The sequence below is a fragment of the Sphingobacterium paramultivorum genome (assembly GCF_014109745.1).
Taxonomy (GTDB): domain Bacteria; phylum Bacteroidota; class Bacteroidia; order Sphingobacteriales; family Sphingobacteriaceae; genus Sphingobacterium; species Sphingobacterium paramultivorum.
On sequence record NZ_CP058555.1, the window covers coordinates 1941797 to 1967254 of the forward strand.

The following is a 25458-nucleotide window of genomic DNA, read 5'->3' on the forward strand; positions in this document are numbered from 1 at the left end:
TTCCTAATATCATGACGATTGACAAAAATGAATTCCGCAAATTTGCGGTAGGGCATTGTTATGTCCAAAAAGATCTGGTGGATCATTATATTTCAGGCATCGAGCAGTCGCGCATTCCGTTGGCCATGACGCCATATATCACCGAAGAACGCGAATTGCGCGTATCACAAATGGACGTATTTTCCAGATTGATGATTGACCGTATTATCTTTATGGGTGCTCCCGTAGAATCCAACATCGCCAATATCGTACAAGCCCAACTGTTATTCCTTCAATCTGTCGATCCAAAAAAAGATATACAACTGTATATCAACTCTCCCGGAGGCGAAGTGTATGCCGGATTAGGTATTTATGATACAATGCAATTGATCAGCCCGGATGTTGCAACGATCTGCACTGGTATGGCACTCTCCTTTGGTGCGATATTACTCTGCGGCGGTGCTGCCGGCAAACGTAGCGCACTGGAACACGCACGGGTGATGCTTCATCAGCCACTTGGCGGTGTTCAAGGCCAGGCTTCGGACATCGAAATTACAGCCAATCAAGTGCTGAAAATCAAGAAAGAGCTGTATGATATTATTGCCAAACACAGTGGACAGAGCTATCAACGCGTACATGATGTCAGCGACCGGGATCACTGGATGGTTGCTGCAGAAGCAAAAGAATTTGGAATTATTGACGACGTACTAATCTAGCAAGGATAAGTAAATTTATTGACAGTTTCAATCGGGCTATTGACAGACTATTGTCAATGGCCCTTTTAACTTTGTCATCAATAAATTTATATCAGCATGAAACTAACATCCATTCGACTGATTGCAAATGACATTCAGCAGTCCGTCAGATTCTATGAAGAAATACTGGGGCTCGCCGCTCAATGGTTTACACCAGATTTTGCCGAGCTTTCCACCAGTTCGATTACCATAGCTATAGGAAGTACTCGTACGATGCAAATGTTTAGCGACAGCCCCATTATCTTTGGTAACATGGCCCCTATTATTATTGAATTTTTAGTGGAAAATGTAGATCATGAATATATTCGGATCAAAAATAGTGCTTCAAAAATCATTCAGGAGCCGACAACAATGCCTTGGGGTAATCGCTCATTGCTTTTTTGTGATCCCGATGGTAACATGCTTAACTTTTTCACTCCGCTGAGCTCTGAGGCGATCAAAAAATTTGGCGTAGAAGCCACGAACTAATCCGCTCACATGACAAGATACTAAAGTCTAAAAATTAGTATCTTGTCTTCCTTAATCGATATTTAACAGCTATTTCTTCAACTCATGGCCCTAATTAAAGATATATATACACCGGAATTTTATCAGTTTATTGCCGATCAGTTCCACCGCGTTGACAACAGTTTTAACAGAGAACAGTTTATCAAACGCGTTTTTTCAGGCAGTTTTCATGAAATGGAATGGAAACAGCGTACAAAACATAGCACAGCGGCCTTACATGAATTTATGCCGGCATCCTTTCCCGAAGCAGCGGCCTTACTAACACAAGTGGTGGAACATCTCCTAGAAACGAAGCATCGGGGAGGCCTTGAATATGTTATTTTTCCGGACTATATCGAAACTTACGGCATCGGAGATTTTGAAACAGCTGTGCAGTCATTTGAAATCGTCACGAGATTCATAACCTGCGAATTTGCCGTCCGTCCATTTATTATCAACTATGGATCTCGTATGATCGCGGAAATGGAAAGATGGTCCAAAAGCCCACATCCTCAAGTTCGACGCCTCGCAAGTGAAGGATCTAGGCCCCGACTCCCCTGGGCGATGGCAATTCCAGCGTTGAAAAACGACCCTTCCCCTATCCTGCCTATCCTCCAAAACCTCCATAATGACCCATCCGAGAGCGTCAGAAGAAGTGTGGCCAACAATCTCAACGATATTGCCAAAGATCATCCCCATCTCGTTCTGACCATTGCCCAGCAGTGGAATGGCATCAGTAAAAATACAGATGCCATCATCAAACATGGCTGCCGTACCTTACTCAAACAAGGACATCCAGCGATTCTAAGCTTTTATGGACTGGATAGTAGTGATTTTCATATTAGGAATCTCAGTATCCATACACCGGCAGTTAAAATAGGTGAACACCTTATTTTTTCCTTTGAAATTGAGAATGGAAGCAGCAGCGCCAGATCACTACGTCTGGAGTATGGGTTGTATTATCAAAAGTCAAATGGTCAGCTATCTCGAAAGGTATTTAAAATTAGTGAACGAATCTATCAGGGAACTGAAATAAACCGTATCGAGCGAAAGCAATCTTTCAAATTGATTACTACCCGTAAATTCTATGCAGGGAAACATAAAATTTCAATTATCGTCAATGGGCAAGAAACAGTTCAACAGGAATTTGAGCTATTGCACATTTAACGGGAAATAAGAAACAAACGAAGGGCTTTCGTGTTCTACTAGAAACAACAGGATATACGCTGGACAGGTTTTTCCCAGCGTATATAAGGTAAGTTCTTATGTTAATATGAGGTGTCTGTTATGAAGAAAATTCTCTTAATCCTTTTTGTCTTACTTATCCTATTTATCATTGGGCTTTTAATTAGAACGCTGACTTACCCGTTTACGCGTGTCAAAAAATCTGCTGCAACGCCTGTGCAGCCAGCGGTCAATGATAGCCTTGTTGCCCGATTTGCCGGCGGCATCAAAATAGCCACAATCTCTATTGGCGACTCGACATTATTTAATCATGTTCCTTTTGAAGAACTTAATAGTTACATCAGGCACAATTTTCCACTGATCTATCGCTCTCTGGAAACCTATACGGTCAATGGCCACGCGCTGGTCATTCGACTCAAGGGAAGCGACAATAGCTTGCTTCCGCTAGTCTTTCTTTCGCATATGGATGTTGTTCCTCCCGGTTCAGCTGCTATAAAAAACAACGATTCAACGCTATTTCAGCCTAGAGACCAGGCAATACCGCCTGTTAGCGAAATAGCCGAAGAATGGGACTATGCACCTTTTTCGGGGGCAGTAGCCAACGGCCGCATTTATGGCCGCGGAAGCTTAGATATGAAAGGCATGCTCTTCTCCTTACTTGAAGCTACGGAACAGTTGGTTCGAGAACAGGTACAGCCCAAGCGGGATATCTACCTCGCTTTTGGTTTTGATGAAGAAGTTGGTGGCGTACGCGGCGCAGCTAAAATAGCAGACTACTTCAAAGAAAAAGGCCTTAAATTCGAAGCCGTTTATGACGAGGGTGGTCTCATTCTGGAAAAGGGCTCGGTCAAGGGAATCAGCTCCGATGTAGCATTGATCGGTTGTGCGGAGAAGGGATTTTTATCCCTGAAAATAAAGGTTAAAGGTCTTGGTGGGCACTCTTCGATGCCACCAACAACGAGTGCAATTGGTAAAGCGGCAGTCATCATGCAGCGCTTAGAAAATCACCAGATGAAAGCACAGATCGGCCCTATTATCCAAAACTTCTTTCAACAGGTTGGTGGTAGTATGCCTTTTGCCTCCCGCTTTGCGATCGCTAATCGCTGGATTATGGAACCTTTACTTCTGGCTCAACTAACGAAAAACCATTCGACTAATGCCCTCGTGCGAACAACTACGGCACTGACGATGATGAAGGGCAGCGATGCCCCCAATGTACTTTCACCTGAAGTTGAATTTGTCGTCAATTTTAGGCTATTGCCTGAAAACACCATACAGGAAGTTCGGGATCATGTCGAGCAGGCTACAAGCGGGTTTGATGTTGAGATCGAACAGGTCGACAATGCCCGAGAAGCATCCAAAGTCTCACCAACAGACGTTAAAGCGTATAAGATGATGGAAGCTTCTATCCGCAGACTATACCCTGATCTTATTGTTACGCCTTACCTGACCGTTGGCGGAACAGACGCTATCAAATACCAAAATCTCAGTGATCATATTTATCGCTTTATGCCCATTAAAATTAATCACGCTGAACAGCAGAGTATGCATAGTACCAATGAATACATCAGCATTGAAAACTACCTGAAGATGATAGACTATTTTTATTACATTATGCGTCACTACGACGATGAAACTAGTGCCAAAACGGACTAGCTTGCTAAAGGTTATATTGCTCCATTTCCATTTTTACAAAATGTACAAATGCCGAAGGTGGCATTCCGGTAACGGTTTTAAAGGAAGAAGAGAATTTACTTAATGATGCAAAGCCACACATATCTGCAAGATAGGATAATTTAAAATCCAGGAGCTCCGGAGAAGTACGGATCTTATCCACAATATAATCAATCCGCCTTGTCTGGAGATAATCGTAAAAGTCTTTGCCTTTGAACTTTTGGATGATATAGGTTACATAACGGCTGTTCGTTCCCATGCTGGCTGCAAGCTGGCTCAGTGTAACTCCCTTTTCCAGATAAAATAACTCGGCTTCTTTTTTGAGCAGGAACTGATATAATCGGTCTTCCGTTTCTTTAGACATATTAACCTCTTTCGCTTTGATATTGCCCGGATTTTCTACGCGCTCATTTAGCAGAAGTTCGGGCTTGATCTGCGGGCTGCCAATAACCATTTTTGCAGGTTGTTTTTCCATTAGATCAACATACTTTTTTCGATAATTCCGTTGTTTTTCATAAAAAAACAAGATCACGCCAGTCGCCAAAAGTAAGATCACAGTGATACCGCCCAATGCGAAGATTAACCTATTCCTATAAAAAAACTTTCTTTCATTGAGGTTTTCTATGAGATCATCGGAAATACTCTTCGCTACATTGTCTCTTTTCTCCTTGAGGTCAATAAAAAGGGAACGATATTGAAGTGACTTTTTTTCATCTATACTTTCCTTATAATATTTTGACAACGTTTCGTAGGTTAACATGCTTAGTTCCTCTACGCTACCATTTTCGAGATAAGGTTGTACCAAATCCAGGTATTTCTTTGCGTTTTTCAGATCATTGCGTGCAAGTGCCACTTCGGCCTGAGCACGATAGATATACGGTTTGAGATTACTTTCAACCGTTTTAATTTTATCGAAGGAAGAGTTCAAAAAAGAATCTGCAGCCGCCAAATCGCCTAAATTCAAGGCACAAATTCCCATAAGCTGATCATTTGTAGCTTTAATGAGCAATGCCTTTTTATCATCATTGGCATTGTGTTGAATATAGGATGAAGCCTTAACCACATATGCTTTGGCATCCAAATAATTACCCTGGGCAAAACTATGAAATGCTCTTTCATGTAAAATATTGATACGTGTAAGCATTTTCATGATCGGATCAGTTTGATTTTCATTGGAAACTTCAGCTTTTCTCAAAAAACTCTCGGATGCTTTCAGTAGGCCCAATTGACGGAACGAGGTTGCCAGTGAGCCCGAGGTCGTTGCCTGCCAGGAAAAGTTCATGGTTGCATTGGAGATTGTATCCGCGCGCATAGCACTTTGAATACTCTGTTTCATATCACCTTTATTTTCATAAAGCTTAGACCACAACATATAAACTTTAATTTTCTGTTCATCGGTATTAGCGACATGTCGCAAAGAGTCTGCAACGCGTTCCGCCTCCTTTATGTCAATGGCTACCAAAGATACAACAACATCCAGGTAACGTTTGTTGAACTGATCCTCCTTTAATTTCTGGCCGTAACTATGCTGTAGCAAAACGAGAAATAATAAAAAAACAAAAATAAATGGCTTCATCATAAACCTATACAGCAGTAAAATATTCGTAAAACTTATATTCTAATCCAAAACAAAAAACCACGACAGCAGTAGTGTCAATAGTCCTCCGAGTAACGCAGCCAAGAACACATCTTTGGTCTGCCATTGTCTTTTTTGCACTAACTTTTTTACATCTTTCCTCACGACATATTCATTGTAATCGTAGTATGCGCGTAGATTATTGGAATCAATAACAACTTCGATCGTACGCTCTATTTCCCGTTCCAAATGTATAAGGGCCAATTGTGAGGAAAGATAACCGATCTCATTGTCGGCGACTTCACGCAATTGCAAAAAATCCTCGAGTGCCTTATCCAGATCCTCTGATAATAGTAACTCATTATTTGGGCAATATTTTCCAAGTGCCGTGGCTAACCTTTTCTCCAATTCAATCAAGGCCACCAGCAATTCTTTCGGCTCGTATATTACAGTATCCATATATTAGATAAATAACCATATAGGCAAACCTATCATCGGCGCTAAATATCCTATTTTAAATTTGTGTTAAAAATGACAACTATCATCTCGAAAATGACTGACATCACTAACGTATTATAAACTAATAATTAACAGGAATTACATCTCCCAAGATATAGCCCAGAGCTATTTGTCATGAATGCTCTTATTAAAATCTTCATCCATAAAATATCCCTTATTATTTTCTGCACCGTCTACGAGGGTTTTCAATCCACCCTGCGCCCGGATCTCTTCACTATAGAGCTCTTCATAATCTTTCGTATACAGCGCATTTGGCACCACATTGATATCAAATATTATTTCGCGAATGGGTGATTTCTCAAAATTTCCGTATAACGTAATATAATGTTTGACGTAACCCACATTTTTTGCGCTATTGTAACTGAATGTCAATAAGCGTTCCTTACCTGGGGGGATGGAAAATGCCCCTAGCCCTTCTTCAACTTTCAGGCAGCCACAGGAAGTAATGATATCAGTGATCATCATCGGATTCTTACCTGTATTTTTCAAGTTGAAAGAAAGATCTTTTTCCTGGCCGGCTAGCAATGGATAATAGTGCCGCTCATTATCTTCAATTTCTATACTGGTCTTGCGGTTTGCGATATCCATACATGACCCCAATAGCAGCATAGCAGCTGCGAAAATTGCATTTTTAATATATCCGTATCTCATCACAGGCAATTACTGATTTTTTAATATCCTTACTCTTGTATATTCTTAGTTGAACCGTTCCATTTTTCTCCAGTTCGACCTCCCTTTCCAACACAGCAACTCCCGATTGTAATTCAAAATCATTTGCCGTATAAGTTGCTACTTTGCGGCCATTGTAAAAGAATTCAACATGATCTGGCACTAGCATTCGATGCTTGGCATGCACCAGGCAACGTAGTGTAAATCTCTTTTTCTGCTCGGACTCATTATGAAAGATACCGTCAACTACGATATCTTCACCCGCTAGGAACCAGCCCTGATTAAAATCACTGGCAAAACCGTCTAACCCATCACTTAATAAGTAACTATCTTCAAAACTTTGCTTCGATATCAACCCTGTTGCTTGTGCTTGCGCAAAGTCATTCCGCTTGAAGGAATTTTCCTCAAACGCTTTCCAGTCCTGGATATACCTATGAATTGCTCCATCCTCTTCCTTGTAGTTCTTCAGGTCAGCATAGGTTGTATAGGCAGACAGTCTATCCAGTGCCTCTTCTTTGTTATCGCTATTGGTTTCCAACTTTGGCGTCCTTTTCATATCGTCCTGCATTCTTCCTGCGCTGGCATACTGAATTTGAAGTTTGGTATAAGCCAATGCCGTTAATAATTTGTCGATTTTCTCCCGTTCATTACCCACGGTGAACTTATTCAATTGGATCAATTTCTCATAGAAATGAAAAAACTCTTCCTGGTCAATATACGTCCGTAAAGCCTCGCGAAAGGAGGAGTAAACATCCGTTGGGTGGTTTCTTTTAAGGGCGCTACGCTCCAGTCCAATTAAGTAATTTGACAGCAATTTTCCAGTATTTGGATAAAACCGTTGCAAGTAGTTTGTTATCAATTGCGGCACTTCCAACGATGGGTCGATCATTAAGGCGGCAAATACATAAGTTTTGACATCTTCGAACGAGCTATAATCATAGCCACTACCATTTAGAAATAGCCCATCAATTCCAAGGCTATTAAAAAAAGGTAGCTGTTTCTTTACACGCTCCATGACCGGAAATGGCGTGAGATAGTCGTCAAAATTTGAAACATAATCCCAACTGTACAGATCCCTCACCTTTGTTTTCCAATTGTTCGCTAGCATTGAAAAACTAGACACAGCAACCGAATTCAAATCGAGAAATGCAGTTTTTGGCAAATCGATCGTGCTAACAAATGCACCGATATTCTCCATTAACATTCTTTTCGGCGCTTCGGCAGTGGATCGATAAGCGAGGGTAAAAAAATGGTGTTTTGGAAATTCTTGTGCCAGCCGATTAAGCAGATCGCCAACTGCTGCAGTGGCACTGGTTTTCGTATTCCCCTTTTTTTGGCAGTCGTTACAAGTACAAACCAAGTCATTGTCATTTGGAGCTATCATAAAATGGGTTGGTGCCTTTGTTCCATCTCCATATTGATCTCTTATATATGAACTTATCGCATTGTAGGTTTCCTGTGCTGAAAAACAATACTGCTCATTTATTCTCTTTCCGTCTACGAATGCATAGGAATTGGTCGGTATGCTATTTCCAAAAACGCGTTTTAGATTATGCCCCCAAATTCCCCAGTCCCGATCTGTAGCTTTGGTCAACAGTATCCCGGCATAGTCCGCGTCCAGATTTGATGGTAAATGAGGCTCGCGGTATTGCATCGAAAAATGCCCTTTATGACTGTTAAAATTTAGGTAGTTGGGTGGCAGGTCAGCGACATCCAACTGATGGAAATTTGAGAAATGATCAATTAAAAGATAGGAAATCCAACATAGTGTAGCATACTCGCGTCCAAAGATAGAAAGCCGATCTTTTTCATTACGGATTTCATAATCGGAATCCAAATCCGAAACAAGCTCCAGGTACACCGTGTTTGCTCCCTGAAGATTGATCTGATCCGAACGTTTTACCTGAAAGGCCGTTCTATTTTGAATGCGTTTTTTTAGGTGATAGTATAAATAATCTGCCGCATTACGACTGCTTTTATCACCATTGGATGCTATGGTGAGCTGTGGCGACTCAAACTTGAATGTACTCGCCTCACCCGCACAGCTTAACAGCAAAATTTGTAAAATAAATAATATGGCGACCTTAAAAAGATACATTTAACTGAAGATATAGATTATATAAATTTCGGTAAGTACTGTTGTCCAACTCTTTTCCTGTTTGGAAATTATACCAGGTACCAATTGCGCTCACGCCAATATTACGGCTGATAGATCGTCCTAATCCTGCTCCTACCATCGCATTGAAGACATTAAAACTATTATAGAATTGATTGTCCAACAAGTCAATATCGGGGGAGTTACCAATACTTCCCATGGCTAATACATAGTTTTTGGGATTCATAAAGTACTGCGCTTTTCCCATTAGACTATAGAGATATCGCCCTTGACCAGCGCTATTCAGATAGAAATTACTCAACTTGGCATTAAGGCGAAAATCCTCGATTTCCTTGCTGATTCCGAGATTCAGATTAAACAGATTTTGCTTGGTATAGAAACTCCGAAAACCCAATCCCGCCTCGGCTTCCCAAGAGGGTTTCCAGGTATAAATTGCGGCTGCATTCAAGGCAATTTTAGCAAAATACTTATTGGCCCAAGCGACATCCATGCGACTAGACAAATCTGCTGTCCATGGTCTTGCCCATTCAAATTGTCCCTGAACTCCCTTGCCTTCAGCACGACCAGCGTAATTTATCCGCCCCGTGTAAGTGCTTCCGTCTGCATTTAGTCGGGTATAATCGACTGTAGAGATCGTTGAAATGACGTAGTCATCACCAAACCTAGCCCTTAAATGCGATACTGAAACCGTATTATGGAAAGATTTTTGCCCCAGATAATTGAGGTGACTTTTGAAATCATCCAATTCCAGCAGTGAGGGTTCATAAAATTTCTGATAATAGTATGCCGAATCGTAATTTCTTAGTCCCTCGTAAGCTAGGCCTTTCATATATTTCAGCACCTTGTTGTCTTTGTAGTGCAATGCAGTGTCGATGACCGTCAAGGCCATCTCATGCTCCTTTCCCTTTAGCAAGCGTCCGGCGTATTCCTCTGTCGTATTTGTGAAAGTATTTACCAAAGGTATGTGGAAGGGATTGAGTTTTACCTGGCTATGTAAAAGTGCCCAAGAGTCCGCAAGTTTCTCTACCTTATGAGTCATTGCTTCAGCGAGTTTTATCTTAAACGCGACATCATCGGCATATTGTCCTTCGGCAATCTGTGCATAACGCAACATGGCATCGTTGTCTTTCAGCTGATAACAGATATTGATCATATAAAGCAGTGCATATTGATTATATTGATCAACGGTGAGCCACCTGTCGACAGACTGTTGCGCTTCAGTGAGTTTATACGCTTCAAGTAGGTTTTTGACGCGTGGTATCATGATGTCACTATAGCCGCTCAACAAACGCTGACGCTCTTCCTCATTCGCTCTACCCAACACCTGTTCGTAAATCAAAAGCGCTTGATCGTAGCGTCCCTGCTTATTGTACAGATCCGATTTCTTTAACAGCAGTGTTGCATCGCCTGGCTCGTCAAGGAGAATATCGTCCAAAACAACAATCGCCTCCTGATACCGACCTTCTGTCACATAAGCATTGTACAATCCCTGTTGCGCTATCGCTATCGATGCATCATCCCCATAACGTATGACATCTTTCCAATCACTAATGGCTACCCCAATTTTTCCATCCTGAAAACTCGTTTTCGCCTGCTGTAAAGTGAGCGTGACATAGGATTCACGGAGATCGGTATCTCCGGGATATTTTGCAAAATAGGTTTTCGTCAAAGTTGATACTTTGGCTTGATTACCCATACGCTTGTACACCGTCAATTCTCTCACGTCTAACTCCTTACTCCCGCCTACACTACGACGATGTTTAGTTAAAGCAACAATAGCACCTTCATACTGCTCTTTTGCTATTAGGTCATTATACACATAATCAAAAGCCTCCTTATTTCCAGGTGCGCCATCAAATATTTTTCCGTATAAGCTCGCAGGGTCATTATTTTTAGCATTTCGTGCCGCTTCAAGCAAAAAATAATTGTATTGCGATCGCAAACTGCCACTACCACCATGTTTAAGTTGATCATCCAAAAATGTCAGGATTTCAGGATACCGTTGTTGATGCTCTAATATTGCAATCTTCTTCTGCACAAAAGCAGCATCTCGGGGAAACTGATTTAGTGCCCTTTCGGTGTAGACCAGTGCATTATTAAAATCGCCCGCCTTGATATAGTTATCGATAATCGAAAAGTAACTATCCTGTTTTCGAGGTTGATCTTCGATCAATTTTTTGCCCATTTCAATGGATTGATCAAGCTTGCCTGATTTTTTAATTTCTGCGCTACGTTTCTCCAGGAGATAATTCTGATCCGATTTAAGTTCGGTATCCTCTGGATAAATCTGGGCGATACGCTTCAATAAGCGATCTGCCTCGACCTGGTTGCCCATGGTCCGGTACAATTCAATTTTCTTGCGCCACAAGCCTTTCCAATAAGGATTAACCTCCAATAGTTCATTGATATAACAGATCGCGCTCGAATAGCGCTGTGTTTCGGTCTCCACAGCAACAAGCATATGCTTGGACTCCACATTTGCGGGAGCATATTCAAGTGATTTTACAAGCTCATATCGCGCTTTATCGTACTGTTGCCGATGAAGATAATATTTCCCGAGCAGCATCCGCATATCGGAATCTTTGGGATTTTTTTGAAGAAATTCATCGACTTTTTTCTTTCCTTCCTCCAACTTTCCCTGGCTATAGAGTTCATTAATTTCGTTGGCATCTTTATTTCGTTCAATTGTCGTTCCGGCCCTTTGGGCATAGCTGGGATTTGCCAGCAGTAAAGCGCCAGAAATTCCTATAAAAAGACTGGCGTATGTAAACTTCTTAAACATTGTTATTGGCAGCGTTAACATTTTTTGAAGGCGAAAACCCTTGACGGGTCATCTGTCCCCATTTGAAATTTCGTTTAGTTAAATATTGAATGTATCCTCTAAGGGTAAAAACCACGACCAAAGGATGGTATATAATAGCTTCAAATGCCGAAAACAGCACGAGCTTGAGGTATTCCCAAAAGTTTTTGTAAAGCTTATTCAATACCAGATCATACGATACGGTAATGATAGATACAGAGAGACCAATGAGGTATGCATAAAGCAACATCATCCAAAATGTATCAAAATTGACCTGATGCGTAAACAATAAAAACAACAGGAATAAAAATCCAGTAAACTCGATTATTGGAGCCAGAAATTCAAAAAAGACAATGTAAGGCATCACAAGCAATCCAAGCCGGCCATAGTCCTTGTTTAAGAAGAATTTCCGATGATCGATAATGAATTGCAGCATACCACGTCCCCATCGGGTACGCTGCCTATTCAGCACTTTTATATTTGGTGGTCCTTCTGTCCAACAGAGACTATATGGGCATTGTGCAATCTTGTATTTCTTTCGGTTTTCCCGCATATAGGCTACCATCCGCACCGTCATATCCATATCTTCGGCATGAGAAGCCGAATCAAAGCCGCCTGCAGAGGTCACCACTTGAGTATCAAAGAGACCAAACCCGCCGGATACGTTTGGAATAGCATTGAGCATCGACCAGCCCATTTTGGCTACCAGATAAGATCGGAGATATTCTGTTTCCTGAAAAAGAGGAATAAGGCCTTTTGGTGGTCTTACACGTGTAATTTGTCCTTTGTCTATCGAACAGCTATTCACCATACGCATGGTCGCTCCGACTGCAATCACATGCTGTTCACTATCCAATACAGGCAAAATAATTTTGCTCAGGGTATCCTTGGCAAGAATACAATCAACATCGGTATTGATAAAATAGGCGTATTGAGCCATATTAACACCTGCATTCATTGCATCCGCCTTTGTTCCACCATTCTCCTTATCGACCACAATGAGCTTACTAAAAGCCGGGTTTTTGGATCGTAATATGCGATGAACAGGCCTACAGTATACTTTATAGACATAATAATAAGGAACTTCTTCTAGTTCAAATTCGTCTATTAAAATCGCTAGGGTCTTGTCTTTACTACCATCGTTAACAATAATTACTTCAAAGGTTGGATAATCGAGATTTAAAAGAGAGTTGACACTATCAGAGATAATCACTTCTTCATTGAATGCTGGCGCAACAATAGATATTCCTGGCGCCTCTTTCGGAAAGTTTTTTAGATAATGTTCGTCTCTTTTTGTGTAAGAATAACGATAATGTATCGTTTTAAAATAGCTCATTACGAGCAATGCTATATAGAAAATAGCAAGTGTAGTTGCATAAAAGTAAATAAGATAAGTAAAGAAGTATACCATTTTTCTAAAAGTTTAGGCTGATACGAAAATATTTTCTGAAAACACCTGATCCAGCAGCAGGTGCTCTTTCTCCTTGGCGCCAAATCGGGCGTCTTCTTTTAGCTGATGAAGTTTCTGCTTTCCTTGTTCACCATGACATTTAATAGAACGCGCCACAAGCAATTTGATATTTACATCTGCTGTTGACTGATAGGTCTCTACAAGGAAAGCCAACGTGTGTTCATCACGCAGACCACCCAGCGCTTTAATGATAGCCTCTCTGACACTGCTATTCTCCAAGGCGAACCTATCGATTAACACAGGTGCACATTCAAAATAGTCGAGTTCTCCAAGCGTCATTACGATCTGTGCCCGCACATCCTTATTCTCTTGTTTATCAAGAAGTGTCAATAAAGTTGCTGAAGCCTCATATTGTTTGAAGAAACCAATCTCACGAAGCACAAAAATGATATAATTTGGATTTTTTGAATTATTAATCCAGCGAAGTAAATTGGGCAATTTACCTTCATTTGACTTTTTAATCAATGTGGCATGAAGACGTAATTTATCCAACTGAGTGAAAGCTTCATCAAAGTTTTCCTCCATAAATCGGAATGGGTTATAGGTGTCTTGACTGGTATACAGGTCACGTGCTGCCTTACGCAGTTGGATATCTTTATGAAATGTTGACTTGGAGAGCACCCCACTATTCACTCCATTATCTATTTCACCCACAATTTGTAAGACTTCACGCCGACGGTCAATGGCAGCAACGCGCATACGTTTTTCCCAAAAACGCGTCAATCCCAACGCTTCAAGGCAATTCTTATAATTAATAACATTAAGTGCACTTGCCTTCTCTACCGTATTTTTGACCGAAAGAACAAGATCGGTCACCAATTCCCATTTCCACTTTTTCACTTTACTTACATCATAGTCCAGAAGAGCCTGGATTTCCTCGACATCATAGTTCGCTTTGTTACGCATAACAAAATCCAGTTTCTCCTCAAAATGTTGTTTCGTTTTGTTCTTTCGCCGTTCTTCCCGATTTATTTTATACCCTATAAACAATAAGCGCAGTATGCCACATAGTGTAATTACTGCCAACAACATGACCATCACCAAGGTCATTCGAATAATTAAGGGATATCCATTGTAAAGAGAGCTCAGGTAGCTCAAATAATACAGATAAAAATCGTAATACATAATCTTCTTTTTTTGGGTTGATAAACAGTCCTCAGTTTTCTACCTTACATCCATTCAGATACGAATAGATTCATTGTCAAAGACATAAAAACTTATTGACAAAGATTATCAATCGATCGGAATAGCATGTCTCAAACAAAGGACATATCATCGCGGATAAATTTATCGCTCAGCGATAATACAAAAAGGAATAAACCGTAAACAATTAATAACAAGCTTCTTACAAAAGAAAATAAGCCTAATGTCCCTTAAGGCGGGACAACTGTTTTTACGATAAAAAGAAAACATTTCTTTTGTGAAAAAATAAAATTGCCCCCACAAATTGAGACAATTCAAATTTATCCACATACCATTGAAAGACAACCTAAGCGATATTGATGGGGAGAACAACCAAATTCAGTTTGGAAATTGCGATAAAAAGAAGCCCTAGAATTAAAACCACAAACAAAAGCCAGATCGCTGATGGTGTAGACGAGTTCCTGTGAGCGCAGCTGTTTGGCTGCATAGCTTAGTCGCAATTGATTGATAAATCCATTCAGCCCTTTATCATACTCATCTTTGAGAAAAGCCCCTACCTGATGTACAGGAATACCCACTTGCTGGCAGAAGCTTTCCTTATTGAGATCGCTATCCAAATATGCTAAGGTTTGTATAAAATAGTCAATGGCTTTTCTATATTCTAGCTGTTTTTCTGCACTCATTGGAGGAAGAGAAAGTTTGCCTTTCTGTTTTTCCAACTGCCGCACTATATCGAGCTTGAGTATCTGTTGTGGAATTACAGAAATTTTACTTGCATTAAAGGCTTCTGTTTGTATTAACTTTGCATCTGGAGGCACAACAAACTTGATTGCTGACAGGAAGATCACATATAAGCCTATACTGAATCCCCGATGAATATTAAAATTAACATCAAAATAGGCCATTCTAAAGATCAAAAAAGAGGACAAAAAAACAAAAACAATTATACTAGCAAAAAAGATTATTCTTTTAAGGTTAAATTTTAAAAAATCGTTTTTCCGCATTTCAAACCACAACCAAACCATGTACCCTAGTAGATGGATGTAAGATAAAAAATTAAGAAAGATGGAATAGTCGAGGTTATACTGGTATCGAAGGGTAAAATTGCTGCATAGCAATACAAAGATAAGCATGGCTCCAAAAAAAGGGAACATATGCTTCCACAAACCAAATACCGTAGATCCGGCAATGAGATCATGAACTAATAGTGCCAAAGCGGGTCCATACAATAATCCATTAGGAAAGATCAGCAAAAGATATAGCCACTCAGGAAACAAGTGGTTGCATAAAAATCCGAACAGAATCTGAAACAAACCCAATGAGAGAATAATCATAAGGTGTCTCTGAAATAATGTATTTTCTCGTCGAATACTGAGGAAAACAAGCGTAACATTCAATAAAAATACCAAAACAGCAACTACAGATAAAAGCATATTCTTTACGTTAATAACATCGATATCCAGCGAAGAAGATACACTAAGGTGTAGGTTTCGACGGAATAGGTATCATAAATGTAGTTCAAAAAAAAGTTAAACAATAAGTTAAAATCGATATTCAAAAAACCTGTAGCCGAAGCGCTACAAACAGCTCACTAAGAAAACCTTAGCCATTAAGTAAATAATTACAACTCTTCAAAAAATAGTTCCCAAAATTTCGACAGTAGAAAAATTGGCTTTAGGCGCACTCAATTTTTTTTTTAATTTTGACCATGGACAATCTTCGCAATTACATTCACGCACTGGTTGACTTTTCGACGGATAGCTGGCACTTGCTGCAGCCAGCATTGACATTGCGTAACTTCAAAAAAAATGATTTACTGCTGAAACAGGGTAAAGTTTGCAATTCGCTCTTTTTTATCGACAAAGGCTATTGTAGAAGTTATTATGTTATTGATGGAACTGTCAAAAACACAGGATTTTTCTTTGAAAACGACATCGCTACCAATATTCAAAGTTTTGGCAGTGGGCAAAAATCCGAATTTAACATCGTAGCCTGTGAGGACTTAAGGACCATTATTTTTGATAAGTCGACACTATTTGAACTTGCTGCACAGGCTATAGAAATAGAGCGGTTGGGACGGCATTGTATCAGGCAGTTTGCTTCACGCCAGGAAGAGTTTGCCAATCTATTTAAACTCTATTCGGCTGCTGAACGCCTGTCTTATCTAGAACGCAAATATCCTGAAATCCTACAACGTGTGCCACTTTCTCAATTGGCTTCCTTTTTGGGAGTAGCTCGAGAAACCTTAAGCAGAATTCGTAGGAGAAGGCTAAACTCTTGATATTATGTGACGATAGTCACGGGTTAGAATAATTTCATTTTGGGAACTTTGTATCAATTAAACAAAGATAAAAGATATGAAAACAGCTAATAATGCACTCTTGGATTTCGAAAAATTTATGGCTATCCGTTTAAAAGCCTCAACAGATTTTGTGGAGGGTCATTTTGATTCCCTAAAAGATATTTCTGTCTCAAATGAGCCTGCAACAATTTTTCCGCCCAATGGAATATACATTTCTGGGCTATTACAGGTCAATGATTTTAACCAAAAAGGAGCTTCCAATTTCCTTCCGGGTGCACAAAACAAATTTGAAGTGATCCATCAAGATGCAAGTGATACACTAGCCTATTGGACGGGTATACAACGTTCGTCCGTCAACATAAAAGGGCAAGATACCGTGGTGATTTTCAATCTCAGAATCACCGAAATCTTCAGAAAAGAGCAAGGTAGCTGGAAGCTTATGCATCGACATGCCGATACACTGTCCGAATAGTCTAAATGACCTAGGAAGCAGCAGTTTATTTATAGATCGCTATGGTTTGTGCCCTCTGCTCCTTATGGTCAGATACTCAAAATTGATCGGCTACGTGCAGCAATGGTCCACCAGCGATTTCCTACGATTTGAGTTCGGCATCGCTGGTTGATCCCTTGAATTTCTTATTCCAAAAGAGTAATAAAATAATAAACAGTATAAATAATAACAGGGTGACTAAATTTGTCTTCCCCAACAGTGCGTGTAAAGTAGCTGGAGCTATAATTGAATTGGTTCTTATGGTGGAGAAAGTCAATACAAACGAAAAGACAATACACAAAAGCACAAATCCGGCAAAGCCACCAAATTGGCTAAAATTATCAAAAATTAAAAGATGCCAAATCGCCCAAAATATTCCCGTAATCACACTTTTAATGGGCCATTTTATTTCTCCTAGACTATCATTCAAATAGCCCCGCCAAGTAAATTCCTCCATGATATCATACAGCAATGTAAACAGGCAGAACAACAATGCCCATACGTGCTCATCGACACCGTAATTATTTTTGAATCCATAAATACCATATCCTGCAAATAAAAGGAATGGAAACAAAAGTGACTTTATTTTATTAGGACCAAAAAGTGTAACGGTGGAAACGACTTTTGACAAAGCATAAAAAAATGCTGAGATAATCAGAATAATAAATCCGTGATTCATATTCCAAGGCAATGGAAAACTAAAAACATCTTTCATAGCCATCTGGAAAATATTAGGAAGCTTTCGTATGGCAAAAGTTCCCAATATCAGCAACCCGTAAAATAATGCGATACGCAACCAATTCGTCTTTTTTATGCTTTCAATAATATTCATACACTATTTATTAGTCTATTGTCCCTACAGCAACTGTTCATTGTTTAATAACGTCCACAAATTTGAAGTCGCGAACTTACAAAAAAACGACGAAAGCAGGTTTGCATTCATAAGTAAAATTGCTTAAGCACATATCTTGCTGCCGTCAACTCCTCGGTGGTCAACTGTCGACTTTTTAATTCTATCTCGGCAGCTTCAAGCACAGAAGGCTCATAGTGATCGGGATTGTCTACCACAGACAACAACTGATCCGTCGACCAAGTTTTATAAAGTTCAGCAAAATTATTTTCGGACATTGGCTTAATTTTTATAATTGGTCTCAGCCCATTTCTTTGAAACCAACCATTGGGGACGATTTAAACTATTGCGCATTGCAATGTTTACCTAACGACAGTTCATTAAATGGATAATGACTATTACTTAAAGTATCCCTTTTGTTACAAAAGCAATTCACACAAACGATTGCATCGCATAGTTTTCGTTTAATTTAATTGTATTTATAAAATTAGGGTGAACAATTAAATTTAAATTATGAGATATCCTAAAATTACGCTACTGCTCTGTACAGTATTGGCAAGCTTTCTTTCTTGCCAAAAAAGCGAGGTACAAACAAATTTAGAAGAGAAATTATCACTACGGGCCGCATCCCCTGGTCTAAGCGGATACGAAGTTCCCTTAGGTGGCAATGCTTTTGTTACTTCGGCACCTTCCGGTGCAGTAGAAGTCATCAATAGCAATGGATTGGCAAACTGGACCAATGCCAATAGCGTGATCAGTACCTATGCTAAGGTCCCCCAAGCGGGCGCTTTACGTGTTAAAATAAGGACTAAAGTGTTACCTTCAGGCGATAGTAGTACGGTGAAGTTAACAATCAACGGTGTAAGCAAGCAAATCAAACTTAAGGGTGGAACATTACAGGATTACACGGTCGGTACCTATTCGCTAAATACGGCGGGATATATAAAAATGGATCTTCAAGGTGTGACCAAGTCAGGCGGTTATTTTGCAGATGTATCACACTTGATTTTAGACAGTTCGGCAACAAATGGCACTGTAATTTATAGTGACAATAATGTAGATAATACTTACTATTGGTCGCGACGGGGCCCATCCTGCCATTTTAGTTATACCATTCCAACAAATCAGCAAGTATCCTATTATTATAGCGAGGTGAAAGTGCCTGCCGGAGAAGATAAGATAGGTTCTTACTTTATGGCAAACGGGTTCGGCCAAGGATATTTCGGTATGCAGGTCAATTCAGCGACAGAGCGCAGAATACTATTTTCTGTTTGGAGTCCATATAGCACCGATAACCCGTCCCAAATACCAGCAGAGGATCGCATCACATTAAATAGAAAAGGGACAAATACGACAACAGGTGAGTTTGGTGGCGAAGGTTCTGGTGGACAAAGCTACCTCAAGTATAATTGGACTGCCGCCACTACTTATAAATTTTTATTGAAGGGAGAACCTGATAACAATGGAAGTACTGATTTTACGGCATGGTTTAATGATCCTTCGACCAACAATTGGATACTCATTGCAAGCTGGAAACGTCCCAAAACAAACACCTATTTAACGGGATTTCATAGCTTCCTCGAAAATTTCAATGCCGACAACGGCTTCCTTGGCCGTTCTGCAGAATATAGTAATCAATGGGTTCGTACAGCTACTGGAACTTGGCTGAAAGTCGTGGAAAGTACCTTTACAGTTGATGCGACCTATTCAAACAACCAACGTATAGACGCTATTGGCGGAACAACCGGAAATAGCTTCTTCCTGAAAAATGGCGGTTTTTTCAATACCGTCGTAAATCCAGGAACGAAGTTCACACAACCGGGTTCTGGCACAGCACCTTCAATAAATTTAACAACTCTACCTTAACAAGCATATTTACAGCAAATTATTCTTAATTTACATCCATTAAAAGGGACAATACTTCATGAAGAAGTATCGTCCCTTTTAAACTCAACCTTGTCATATTTACAGTAACAATTCGTACCTTTCAATAACACTTTATTATAAATAGCTGACCATCTGACTTATAGCAAAGACGATGGATTTCAGTTTTTAATGCATAATCAATGACAAGCTTAATCTTCATCTTCGGCAGAAAAGAAGGAATAGAATTAAGTTATCATTAAAAAAATATGTATTTATCTTTAATTCAATAAAAAATAAAATTAAAATAATAGGAGTAATAATAAATTCTCCCAAAATATTATTAATTTTCGGAAACTAACCAATGTGGAAATCGGTGAATGTTTATTTTTTTAACTAAAGAAAGGAGGCAAACAAAACAACGACGATGAGAACCGCTTGGAAAACCAAGCACAATTAAATTAATGATTCATTCACAAATCTTAAAAACTAAGTTATGTTAAAATTAACCAGTCGCTGGAACAGACTTTATACTGTTTTGGCCGTAGTTTCCACATTTTCTATTTTTAGTTGCCAAAAAAATTCATTGACTCTTGAGAGTCCGGAGGCGCAACTTAACAAAAAAGCTGCAGTATCTGCGCAAGCAGGAGCTACAATTGCAACATTGAATTGGGATCAAACCTATCAAAAGATTGATGGATTTGGTGCATTCGGAGGTCGGATTGTTCCATTCTTTGAATCCGCAAAAAGAGATAGTATCCTGGATTATTTATGGGGAGGCAGTGGGTTGAAACTGAATATCCTTCGTGGTAAGGTACTTCATACCTACCCTTTTAACCAACAGACCAAGGTCGTTACCATTAAACCGGCAGGAGTTTCGATTGACTTGGATCCCAATAGTACGACTTATCAGAATTTGACAGCAGACGAAAAAGAACAGCTTGGGCAGGTCTGGATCATCAAGAAAGCGAAAGAACGCTATGAAGTTCCCTTCGTTATGGCAAGTACTTGGACTCCGCCATTATACATGAAGACCAATACGAGTAGTATTTCCGCGAAATGGTTTAATGGACTTAATTTTAATACTTCTTCAACAGCTTTTGCTCGCTATCTGACTGGATTTGTAAAATCGTTTCAGAACGAGGGAATTACAATCAATGCTATTTCTCCGTCAAATGAGCCTGAAAATGTCTTTTCTGACTGGGATGCTTCTTATTGGGACTCTTCACATCTGGGACAGTTTATTACCAACAACCTCCGTCCCGAATTAAACAGTGCGGGCCTTCAATCCACCAAGATCATATCTTCTGAGAATGCGGCCTGGGGAACAGCCGATAATTTCCTTTCAGGCATGGACAGAAGCAAAGTCGACATCCTCGCCGGGCATGGCTACGTAGAGATAAGCGGCATCATCACTGGTCAACGTGGATTTAACCAGAGTCCTTCCATGTGGAATTTTAGTATTGGAGGTAAACCGATGTGGGTAACAGAAGCTTCCGATGATGGCGGCAATTATGACAATGGCATTGAAGGTGGCCTGAAACTGGCGGTTAATATGCACAAGCTTCTTGCGGATTGTAACGCCAATGCGTATGTGTTTTGGCTAGGTATGCTAGCATTTCAAAATAATGAGGCGCTTATTTGTACAAAGAGTGATGGTTCCTTGGAATTTCCAAAAACGTATGATGTGATGGGACATTATTCCAGATTTATCAAAGCAGGTTATATGCGAATCAATGTAGCGGTTCAAAATGGAAATGGGTTATTGATTTCGGCTTACAAAGAGCCACAAACAGGTAAGTTTGTTTTAGTTGTCACTAACACGGGTACTGCAGCTGTTCCATTGGATATCAACCTTACAGGTTTTGCAAGCGGCGCATTGAACAATTACCAAACCACTTCAAGTAGTTCGGGTCATTGGGGTAACGTCGGCGCTGTGAATCCGAATAGTTCAGGCGTCTACTCTTTAACAATACCTGCTAAAAGTATAAGTACTTTAGAAGGCAACAAACTTTAATTTGTTAATTATACTGAGGGAGTACGCTCCCTCAGCATATAATTTAAAATCCGATATGCTTTAAATCCTACATGTTACTGATCGTCAAATTCCTTCTCAGCACCGCACCTATTCTTTCATTTTTGTAAACATAAGTTTTGCAGTTTCTGGATCTAATACGTCCATATCAATGAGCTTCAATAATTTCACCATATGGAGTGTAGTTGACTTATATTTTAAAAAGTGTGCTGTTTTCAAATGGGCAAGGTAGGCTTGCTTGTCCCGATAGATTTCCAAGATACGTATCTGTGTCGGATTATCTTTTTTGAACATTGGAAAGATCGCAACAACACCTTCTTCGAGCGCCATAGATGCAGCAGCCTCTTCTTTTAAAATGGTCTTGTATTCTTCGAGGTGTTCAACATAAACCTCAATTTCAGAAATACGTACCATAGACTCCTTATCTTGTCCACGAACAATATCCCCGCATAAGAAAAGTATGATTAGCGTTAAGGGCAAAGGCAATAATGATTTCATGTGATTAAGTTTAAAAGTTTTGGGCCTGATCATTTTTTGCAATCAAGGCCCTTCACAAATTTCGTTATACTAGATGATAACACCAATATATATATTACAGAAATATCTACCAGTTTTACGGATTTAGGTCAAAATATCGATGTCTTAGATTTCTCTGAAATCATATATTCCAATATCTTTGCTACCTGAATTTTGGAAAAACTACGATGAAATTGCACTACCTTGCGGTGCTTACACTTGGGATATGTACTATCTCTGGATTAAAAGCACAAGAAAAATCAAATCTTATCAAATTAAATCTTTGGCCTCTATCTGTTGGGAATATTGCAATGGAGTATGAAAGATCGCTCAATGAGCATCTATCGATCAATGGAACGATCAGTTATCGTCCAAATGCCAACTTACCCTTTAAATCCCTATGGGAATCTGCTTTTGACGATGATAATAATATTTTGGGTGAAGCTAAATTAGGGGCTTTTTCCATCACCCCAGAAGTACGTTTCTACATCAATAATAAAGAAGTGTTAAAGGGATTCTATATCGCACCCTTTGTCAAATACGTCAATTATAGTGTACACACAAAGATTACCGTTGATGAGTCAAATTATCACAAAGAAGTACCTATATCGGGTACCTTAAATGCTTTTACCGCCGGTGTGGCTGTCGGTAATCAATGGAGGCTTGGACAAAATATCTATTTAGATTGGCGCATTGTCGGTCCCAGTTATGGCTTCAACAATGGAAAGTTCGAAGGGAAAACCCCATTAAATGCGGACGAGCAACGCGAAGTAAAGAGACAACTGGATGAATTTGACAGTAATCTCATGAAGATCAAAAAAGAAGTAAATGCTGATGGTGTAACATTAAGCACTAGCGGACCCTTTGCCGGTATCCGCACCGCTTTATCCATAGGTTACCGGTTTTAATTACAAAATCCTACCCTCTTCATGTCATCCATTCCAATAAGCGCTTCCCCTTTTACATTCGCGCCCTATGGAACGAAAACATATACTATATATAGAGCGGCCTAAGGGAGCCGTCTTTCCAGATTTTAATAAAATGTCCCTAATTTCATCTTTAATATCATTTCTCCAAATACTCTTGCTACCTTTGTTCTTCAAATTAAATTAACATGCCAAAAGAGACAAGAACAGGGCTTTATCAGGGAATCATCGAAAAAGATGATAATGGGAACTACTTTTGTGGTCCCTACCTACTGGATTATCAGACCGTAGAAACTTACTATAAATTGGGCGATCGCGTTAGTATCAAAACCATTATCAAAAATACAAGCCGTAAGAGTATGGAGGCTTATCCGCAAAAATCAGTTAAATTTTCATTTGCGACAGAAGATCATGGAAATGATTAAAACTCACTTAGATTGAACAATATAAATAACAAGGCCTGTTCCACAGAATTGGCCTTGTTATTCAAGATTACGTTTGACCTGAGGCTAAAAACAAAGCCTCTGATTTTTGGTAAATCGAGAGGCTTTTGCATAATCAAATTGATCGATTACTTTATAAAATAGGTATATTTTTTTTCGGGATAAAGCATGCACTATTGGAACACTCATCTAAACGATGCATTTAAAATTCATTTTCCATAAAAATTATTCAAGCTTCACATGCTCTTTGAGCGACTCATCCGATCGTCGCTGCTGCCATTTATTGTAAGTTTCATTGCTGATTTACTCCTCAAATATAAATACTAGTTTAATAGCCTCCGAGCCGAAATGATTGTCTTGTCTCATTTTTCGTCGAAATAGCAATTCAGTACGATGAAAATTAAAGGGCGAAGTCGTTCGTTTTTTCTATAATAAATCTACGTTTGCACGAAACAATTAACCTAGCAATGAATAATAACTATCTTAATTACCATTGTGCAATTAACCGCGGCTAGTACCTAATCTTAAGGGCAATAGGTTGCAATTCCTCATTCGGTATCTGGGGAACATATACGGTTTGCCCTCCCCTTTCGTCGATCAATAGGGCCAATAGACTGCTAATATCGTCGATCGTGTCTAATCCGATAGGGTTGTCTACGATCGCTATATCCTGATCTGAAAGAATCTTTACGGCTTGATGGAAGCTCTCTTGAACGACTAGGATATCCCCACGGCCGTCTTGACATGCACGATAAATTTCTTGCAGATCAGTGATCACTAAACCCTTGCCCACAGCTGCTTCCAGCTCTTTAAAGTAGTCTTCATTTTTTCGTACCAACTCCTGTTTCATAAAATTCCAGGCACGGCTCTCCAACTGATGTGTTTCAATGTTATTGTAATCTATTGGTAAATATCCATAATAGATAGAAGGTCTATCCGCAACCTGTAAGAGCTTACTATAATTATCCTCCGTGCAAAACACGAGTGTTACGCTCTTTTTGTTCCCAATATAGCGCAGGAGAGCTTTGTCCACCCGATTAAGATATTCCCTTAAGAGGTCATCAAGATGTTTGGCATCGCTACTTTTATCGGGAAATGTATTGTAAAATTGATTTTCGGCAATAGGAAACTCTTCACTACTGATATCCTCAACAATGCGCCCATTCAAGGCACGAAAAAGATGAACACCGCTTTGCGAAAGCAACATCACAAGATAACTGGTTTGGCGGCCAATCTCCTTAACCAAAGGGCGTACAGCAAATGTATTACTAATATGGACACCTTCTTGGTTTGTCTCCCATGATGACTTGAAAACTTCTGCTATTGTATCTGAAACGAAGATATGCAGACTTTCAAGATTATAATTAATATCAAGTTCATGCGCTATCTGTTCCAATTGTTTGATGAGGCCAGCAACGACCCTCTTATCATACTTATCCGTTAGTCTATCAATCGCTTCTCCGATAAAATTTTTGATCTTTATTCGGTCGCTTAGGTTATCAGGATGTGTGCGATGGGTATTGATGGAAATGGTAATGCATAACTCATCCTGAACTCGGATAAGCATTTGTAGAAGTTGTTTTTCGGTCATAATAATAGACAAATAGTTAAAAAATTGAACACACTTTACTAATAGCAACAAATTAAATATGCTTCTTGT

At 39.6% G+C, this 25458-nt stretch carries 22 protein-coding genes; 10 read left to right on the top strand and 12 right to left on the bottom strand.

The genetic code is table 11. The annotated features are described in order from the left end of the window. The first annotated feature begins 11 nt into the window (after positions 1–11). From HS960_RS08495 to HS960_RS08510, 4 genes are all read left to right on the top strand, one after another. Complete coding sequence (locus HS960_RS08495; protein ID WP_153845956.1) at positions 12–695, top strand: ATP-dependent Clp protease proteolytic subunit; 684 nt, start codon at positions 12–14, stop codon at positions 693–695. 96 nt (positions 696–791) lie between these two features. Then, positions 792–1202, top strand: coding sequence for a VOC family protein (locus tag HS960_RS08500; protein WP_159726814.1), 411 nt, complete (start codon positions 792–794; stop codon positions 1200–1202). A gap of 84 nt (positions 1203–1286) precedes the next feature. Beyond that, entirely contained in the window at positions 1287–2387 is a 1101-nt protein-coding gene (locus tag HS960_RS08505) for a DNA alkylation repair protein (protein WP_159726816.1), read from the top strand. Positions 2388–2507: 120 nt separating this feature from the next. Further along, complete coding sequence (locus HS960_RS08510; protein WP_159726818.1) at positions 2508–4061, top strand: M20/M25/M40 family metallo-hydrolase; 1554 nt, start codon at positions 2508–2510, stop codon at positions 4059–4061. A gap of 4 nt (positions 4062–4065) precedes the next feature. Here HS960_RS08510 and HS960_RS08515 read toward each other — a convergent pair whose 3' ends face one another. The 8 genes from HS960_RS08515 to HS960_RS08550 all read right to left on the bottom strand — a co-directional run bounded on the left by HS960_RS08515 (position 4066) and on the right by HS960_RS08550 (position 15278). Beyond that, positions 4066–5658: a helix-turn-helix domain-containing protein gene (locus tag HS960_RS08515; protein ID WP_159726820.1), complete on the bottom strand. Its 1593-nt coding sequence runs from the start codon at positions 5656–5658 to the stop codon at positions 4066–4068. 39 nt (positions 5659–5697) lie between these two features. After that, positions 5698–6114 carry a hypothetical protein gene (locus tag HS960_RS08520; protein ID WP_153845952.1) on the bottom strand — a complete coding sequence of 139 codons (417 nt, stop codon included), beginning with the start codon at positions 6112–6114 and terminating at the stop codon, positions 5698–5700. A gap of 165 nt (positions 6115–6279) precedes the next feature. After that, positions 6280–6825 (bottom strand): DUF1573 domain-containing protein, encoded by a 546-nt coding sequence (locus HS960_RS08525; RefSeq protein WP_202883771.1) that lies wholly within the window; start codon positions 6823–6825, stop codon positions 6280–6282. Next, positions 6806–8941 carry a DUF4838 domain-containing protein gene (locus tag HS960_RS08530; protein WP_153845951.1) on the bottom strand — a complete coding sequence of 712 codons (2136 nt, stop codon included), beginning with the start codon at positions 8939–8941 and terminating at the stop codon, positions 6806–6808. Before HS960_RS08530 ends, HS960_RS08525 begins: the two co-directional genes overlap by 20 nt. Beyond that, the gene (locus tag HS960_RS08535) at positions 8928–11741 is read right to left on the bottom strand and encodes a tetratricopeptide repeat protein (RefSeq protein WP_182332117.1); all 2814 of its coding nucleotides are present in this window, start codon (positions 11739–11741) and stop codon (positions 8928–8930) included. Before HS960_RS08535 ends, HS960_RS08530 begins: the two co-directional genes overlap by 14 nt. Continuing rightward, positions 11734–13170, bottom strand: coding sequence for a glycosyltransferase family 2 protein (locus HS960_RS08540; RefSeq protein ID WP_153845949.1), 1437 nt, complete (start codon positions 13168–13170; stop codon positions 11734–11736). Before HS960_RS08540 ends, HS960_RS08535 begins: the two co-directional genes overlap by 8 nt. A gap of 12 nt (positions 13171–13182) precedes the next feature. Next, positions 13183–14355: a HEAT repeat domain-containing protein gene (locus HS960_RS08545; RefSeq protein ID WP_153845948.1), complete on the bottom strand. Its 1173-nt coding sequence runs from the start codon at positions 14353–14355 to the stop codon at positions 13183–13185. A gap of 338 nt (positions 14356–14693) precedes the next feature. Further along, complete coding sequence (locus HS960_RS08550) at positions 14694–15278, bottom strand: helix-turn-helix transcriptional regulator (protein WP_159726824.1); 585 nt, start codon at positions 15276–15278, stop codon at positions 14694–14696. 803 nt (positions 15279–16081) lie between these two features. On the opposite strand from HS960_RS08550, the gene HS960_RS08555 reads away from it, so the two are divergent. Both HS960_RS08555 and HS960_RS08560 read left to right on the top strand, forming a co-directional pair. Then, on the top strand, positions 16082–16654 hold the full coding sequence (locus tag HS960_RS08555; RefSeq protein WP_153845946.1) for a Crp/Fnr family transcriptional regulator: 573 nt from the start codon (positions 16082–16084) through the stop codon (positions 16652–16654). A 76-nt stretch (positions 16655–16730) separates the two neighbouring features. After that, positions 16731–17147 carry a Cif family virulence factor gene (locus tag HS960_RS08560; RefSeq protein ID WP_153845945.1) on the top strand — a complete coding sequence of 139 codons (417 nt, stop codon included), beginning with the start codon at positions 16731–16733 and terminating at the stop codon, positions 17145–17147. 121 nt (positions 17148–17268) lie between these two features. Here the strand turns inward: HS960_RS08560 and HS960_RS08565 are convergent, their stop codons facing one another. Then, positions 17269–17997 carry a CPBP family intramembrane glutamic endopeptidase gene (locus HS960_RS08565; protein ID WP_200845524.1) on the bottom strand — a complete coding sequence of 243 codons (729 nt, stop codon included), beginning with the start codon at positions 17995–17997 and terminating at the stop codon, positions 17269–17271. A gap of 107 nt (positions 17998–18104) precedes the next feature. Further along, positions 18105–18293 carry a hypothetical protein gene (locus HS960_RS08570; RefSeq protein WP_153845944.1) on the bottom strand — a complete coding sequence of 63 codons (189 nt, stop codon included), beginning with the start codon at positions 18291–18293 and terminating at the stop codon, positions 18105–18107. Between the two features lie 235 nt (positions 18294–18528). Between HS960_RS08570 and HS960_RS08575 the strand changes: the two genes are divergently transcribed. Together HS960_RS08575 and HS960_RS08580 are read left to right on the top strand one after the other, a co-directional pair. Then, positions 18529–19881 carry a DUF3472 domain-containing protein gene (locus HS960_RS08575; protein ID WP_182332119.1) on the top strand — a complete coding sequence of 451 codons (1353 nt, stop codon included), beginning with the start codon at positions 18529–18531 and terminating at the stop codon, positions 19879–19881. A gap of 493 nt (positions 19882–20374) precedes the next feature. After that, the gene (locus HS960_RS08580) at positions 20375–21895 is read left to right on the top strand and encodes a glycoside hydrolase (RefSeq protein WP_182332121.1); all 1521 of its coding nucleotides are present in this window, start codon (positions 20375–20377) and stop codon (positions 21893–21895) included. A 108-nt stretch (positions 21896–22003) separates the two neighbouring features. Here the strand turns inward: HS960_RS08580 and HS960_RS08585 are convergent, their stop codons facing one another. After that, a complete protein-coding gene (locus HS960_RS08585; RefSeq protein WP_182332123.1) occupies positions 22004–22411 on the bottom strand; it encodes a putative quinol monooxygenase in 408 nt (135 codons plus the stop codon). Positions 22412–22617: 206 nt separating this feature from the next. Between HS960_RS08585 and HS960_RS08590 the strand changes: the two genes are divergently transcribed. Beyond that, positions 22618–23337 (top strand): DUF3575 domain-containing protein, encoded by a 720-nt coding sequence (locus HS960_RS08590; protein WP_182332125.1) that lies wholly within the window; start codon positions 22618–22620, stop codon positions 23335–23337. A gap of 206 nt (positions 23338–23543) precedes the next feature. Then, the gene (locus HS960_RS08595; protein ID WP_075992529.1) at positions 23544–23780 is read left to right on the top strand and encodes a hypothetical protein; all 237 of its coding nucleotides are present in this window, start codon (positions 23544–23546) and stop codon (positions 23778–23780) included. A 529-nt stretch (positions 23781–24309) separates the two neighbouring features. Here HS960_RS08595 and HS960_RS08600 read toward each other — a convergent pair. Then, positions 24310–25389 carry a baeRF3 domain-containing protein gene (locus HS960_RS08600; RefSeq protein WP_182332127.1) on the bottom strand — a complete coding sequence of 360 codons (1080 nt, stop codon included), beginning with the start codon at positions 25387–25389 and terminating at the stop codon, positions 24310–24312. Positions 25390–25458: the final 69 nt, after the last annotated feature.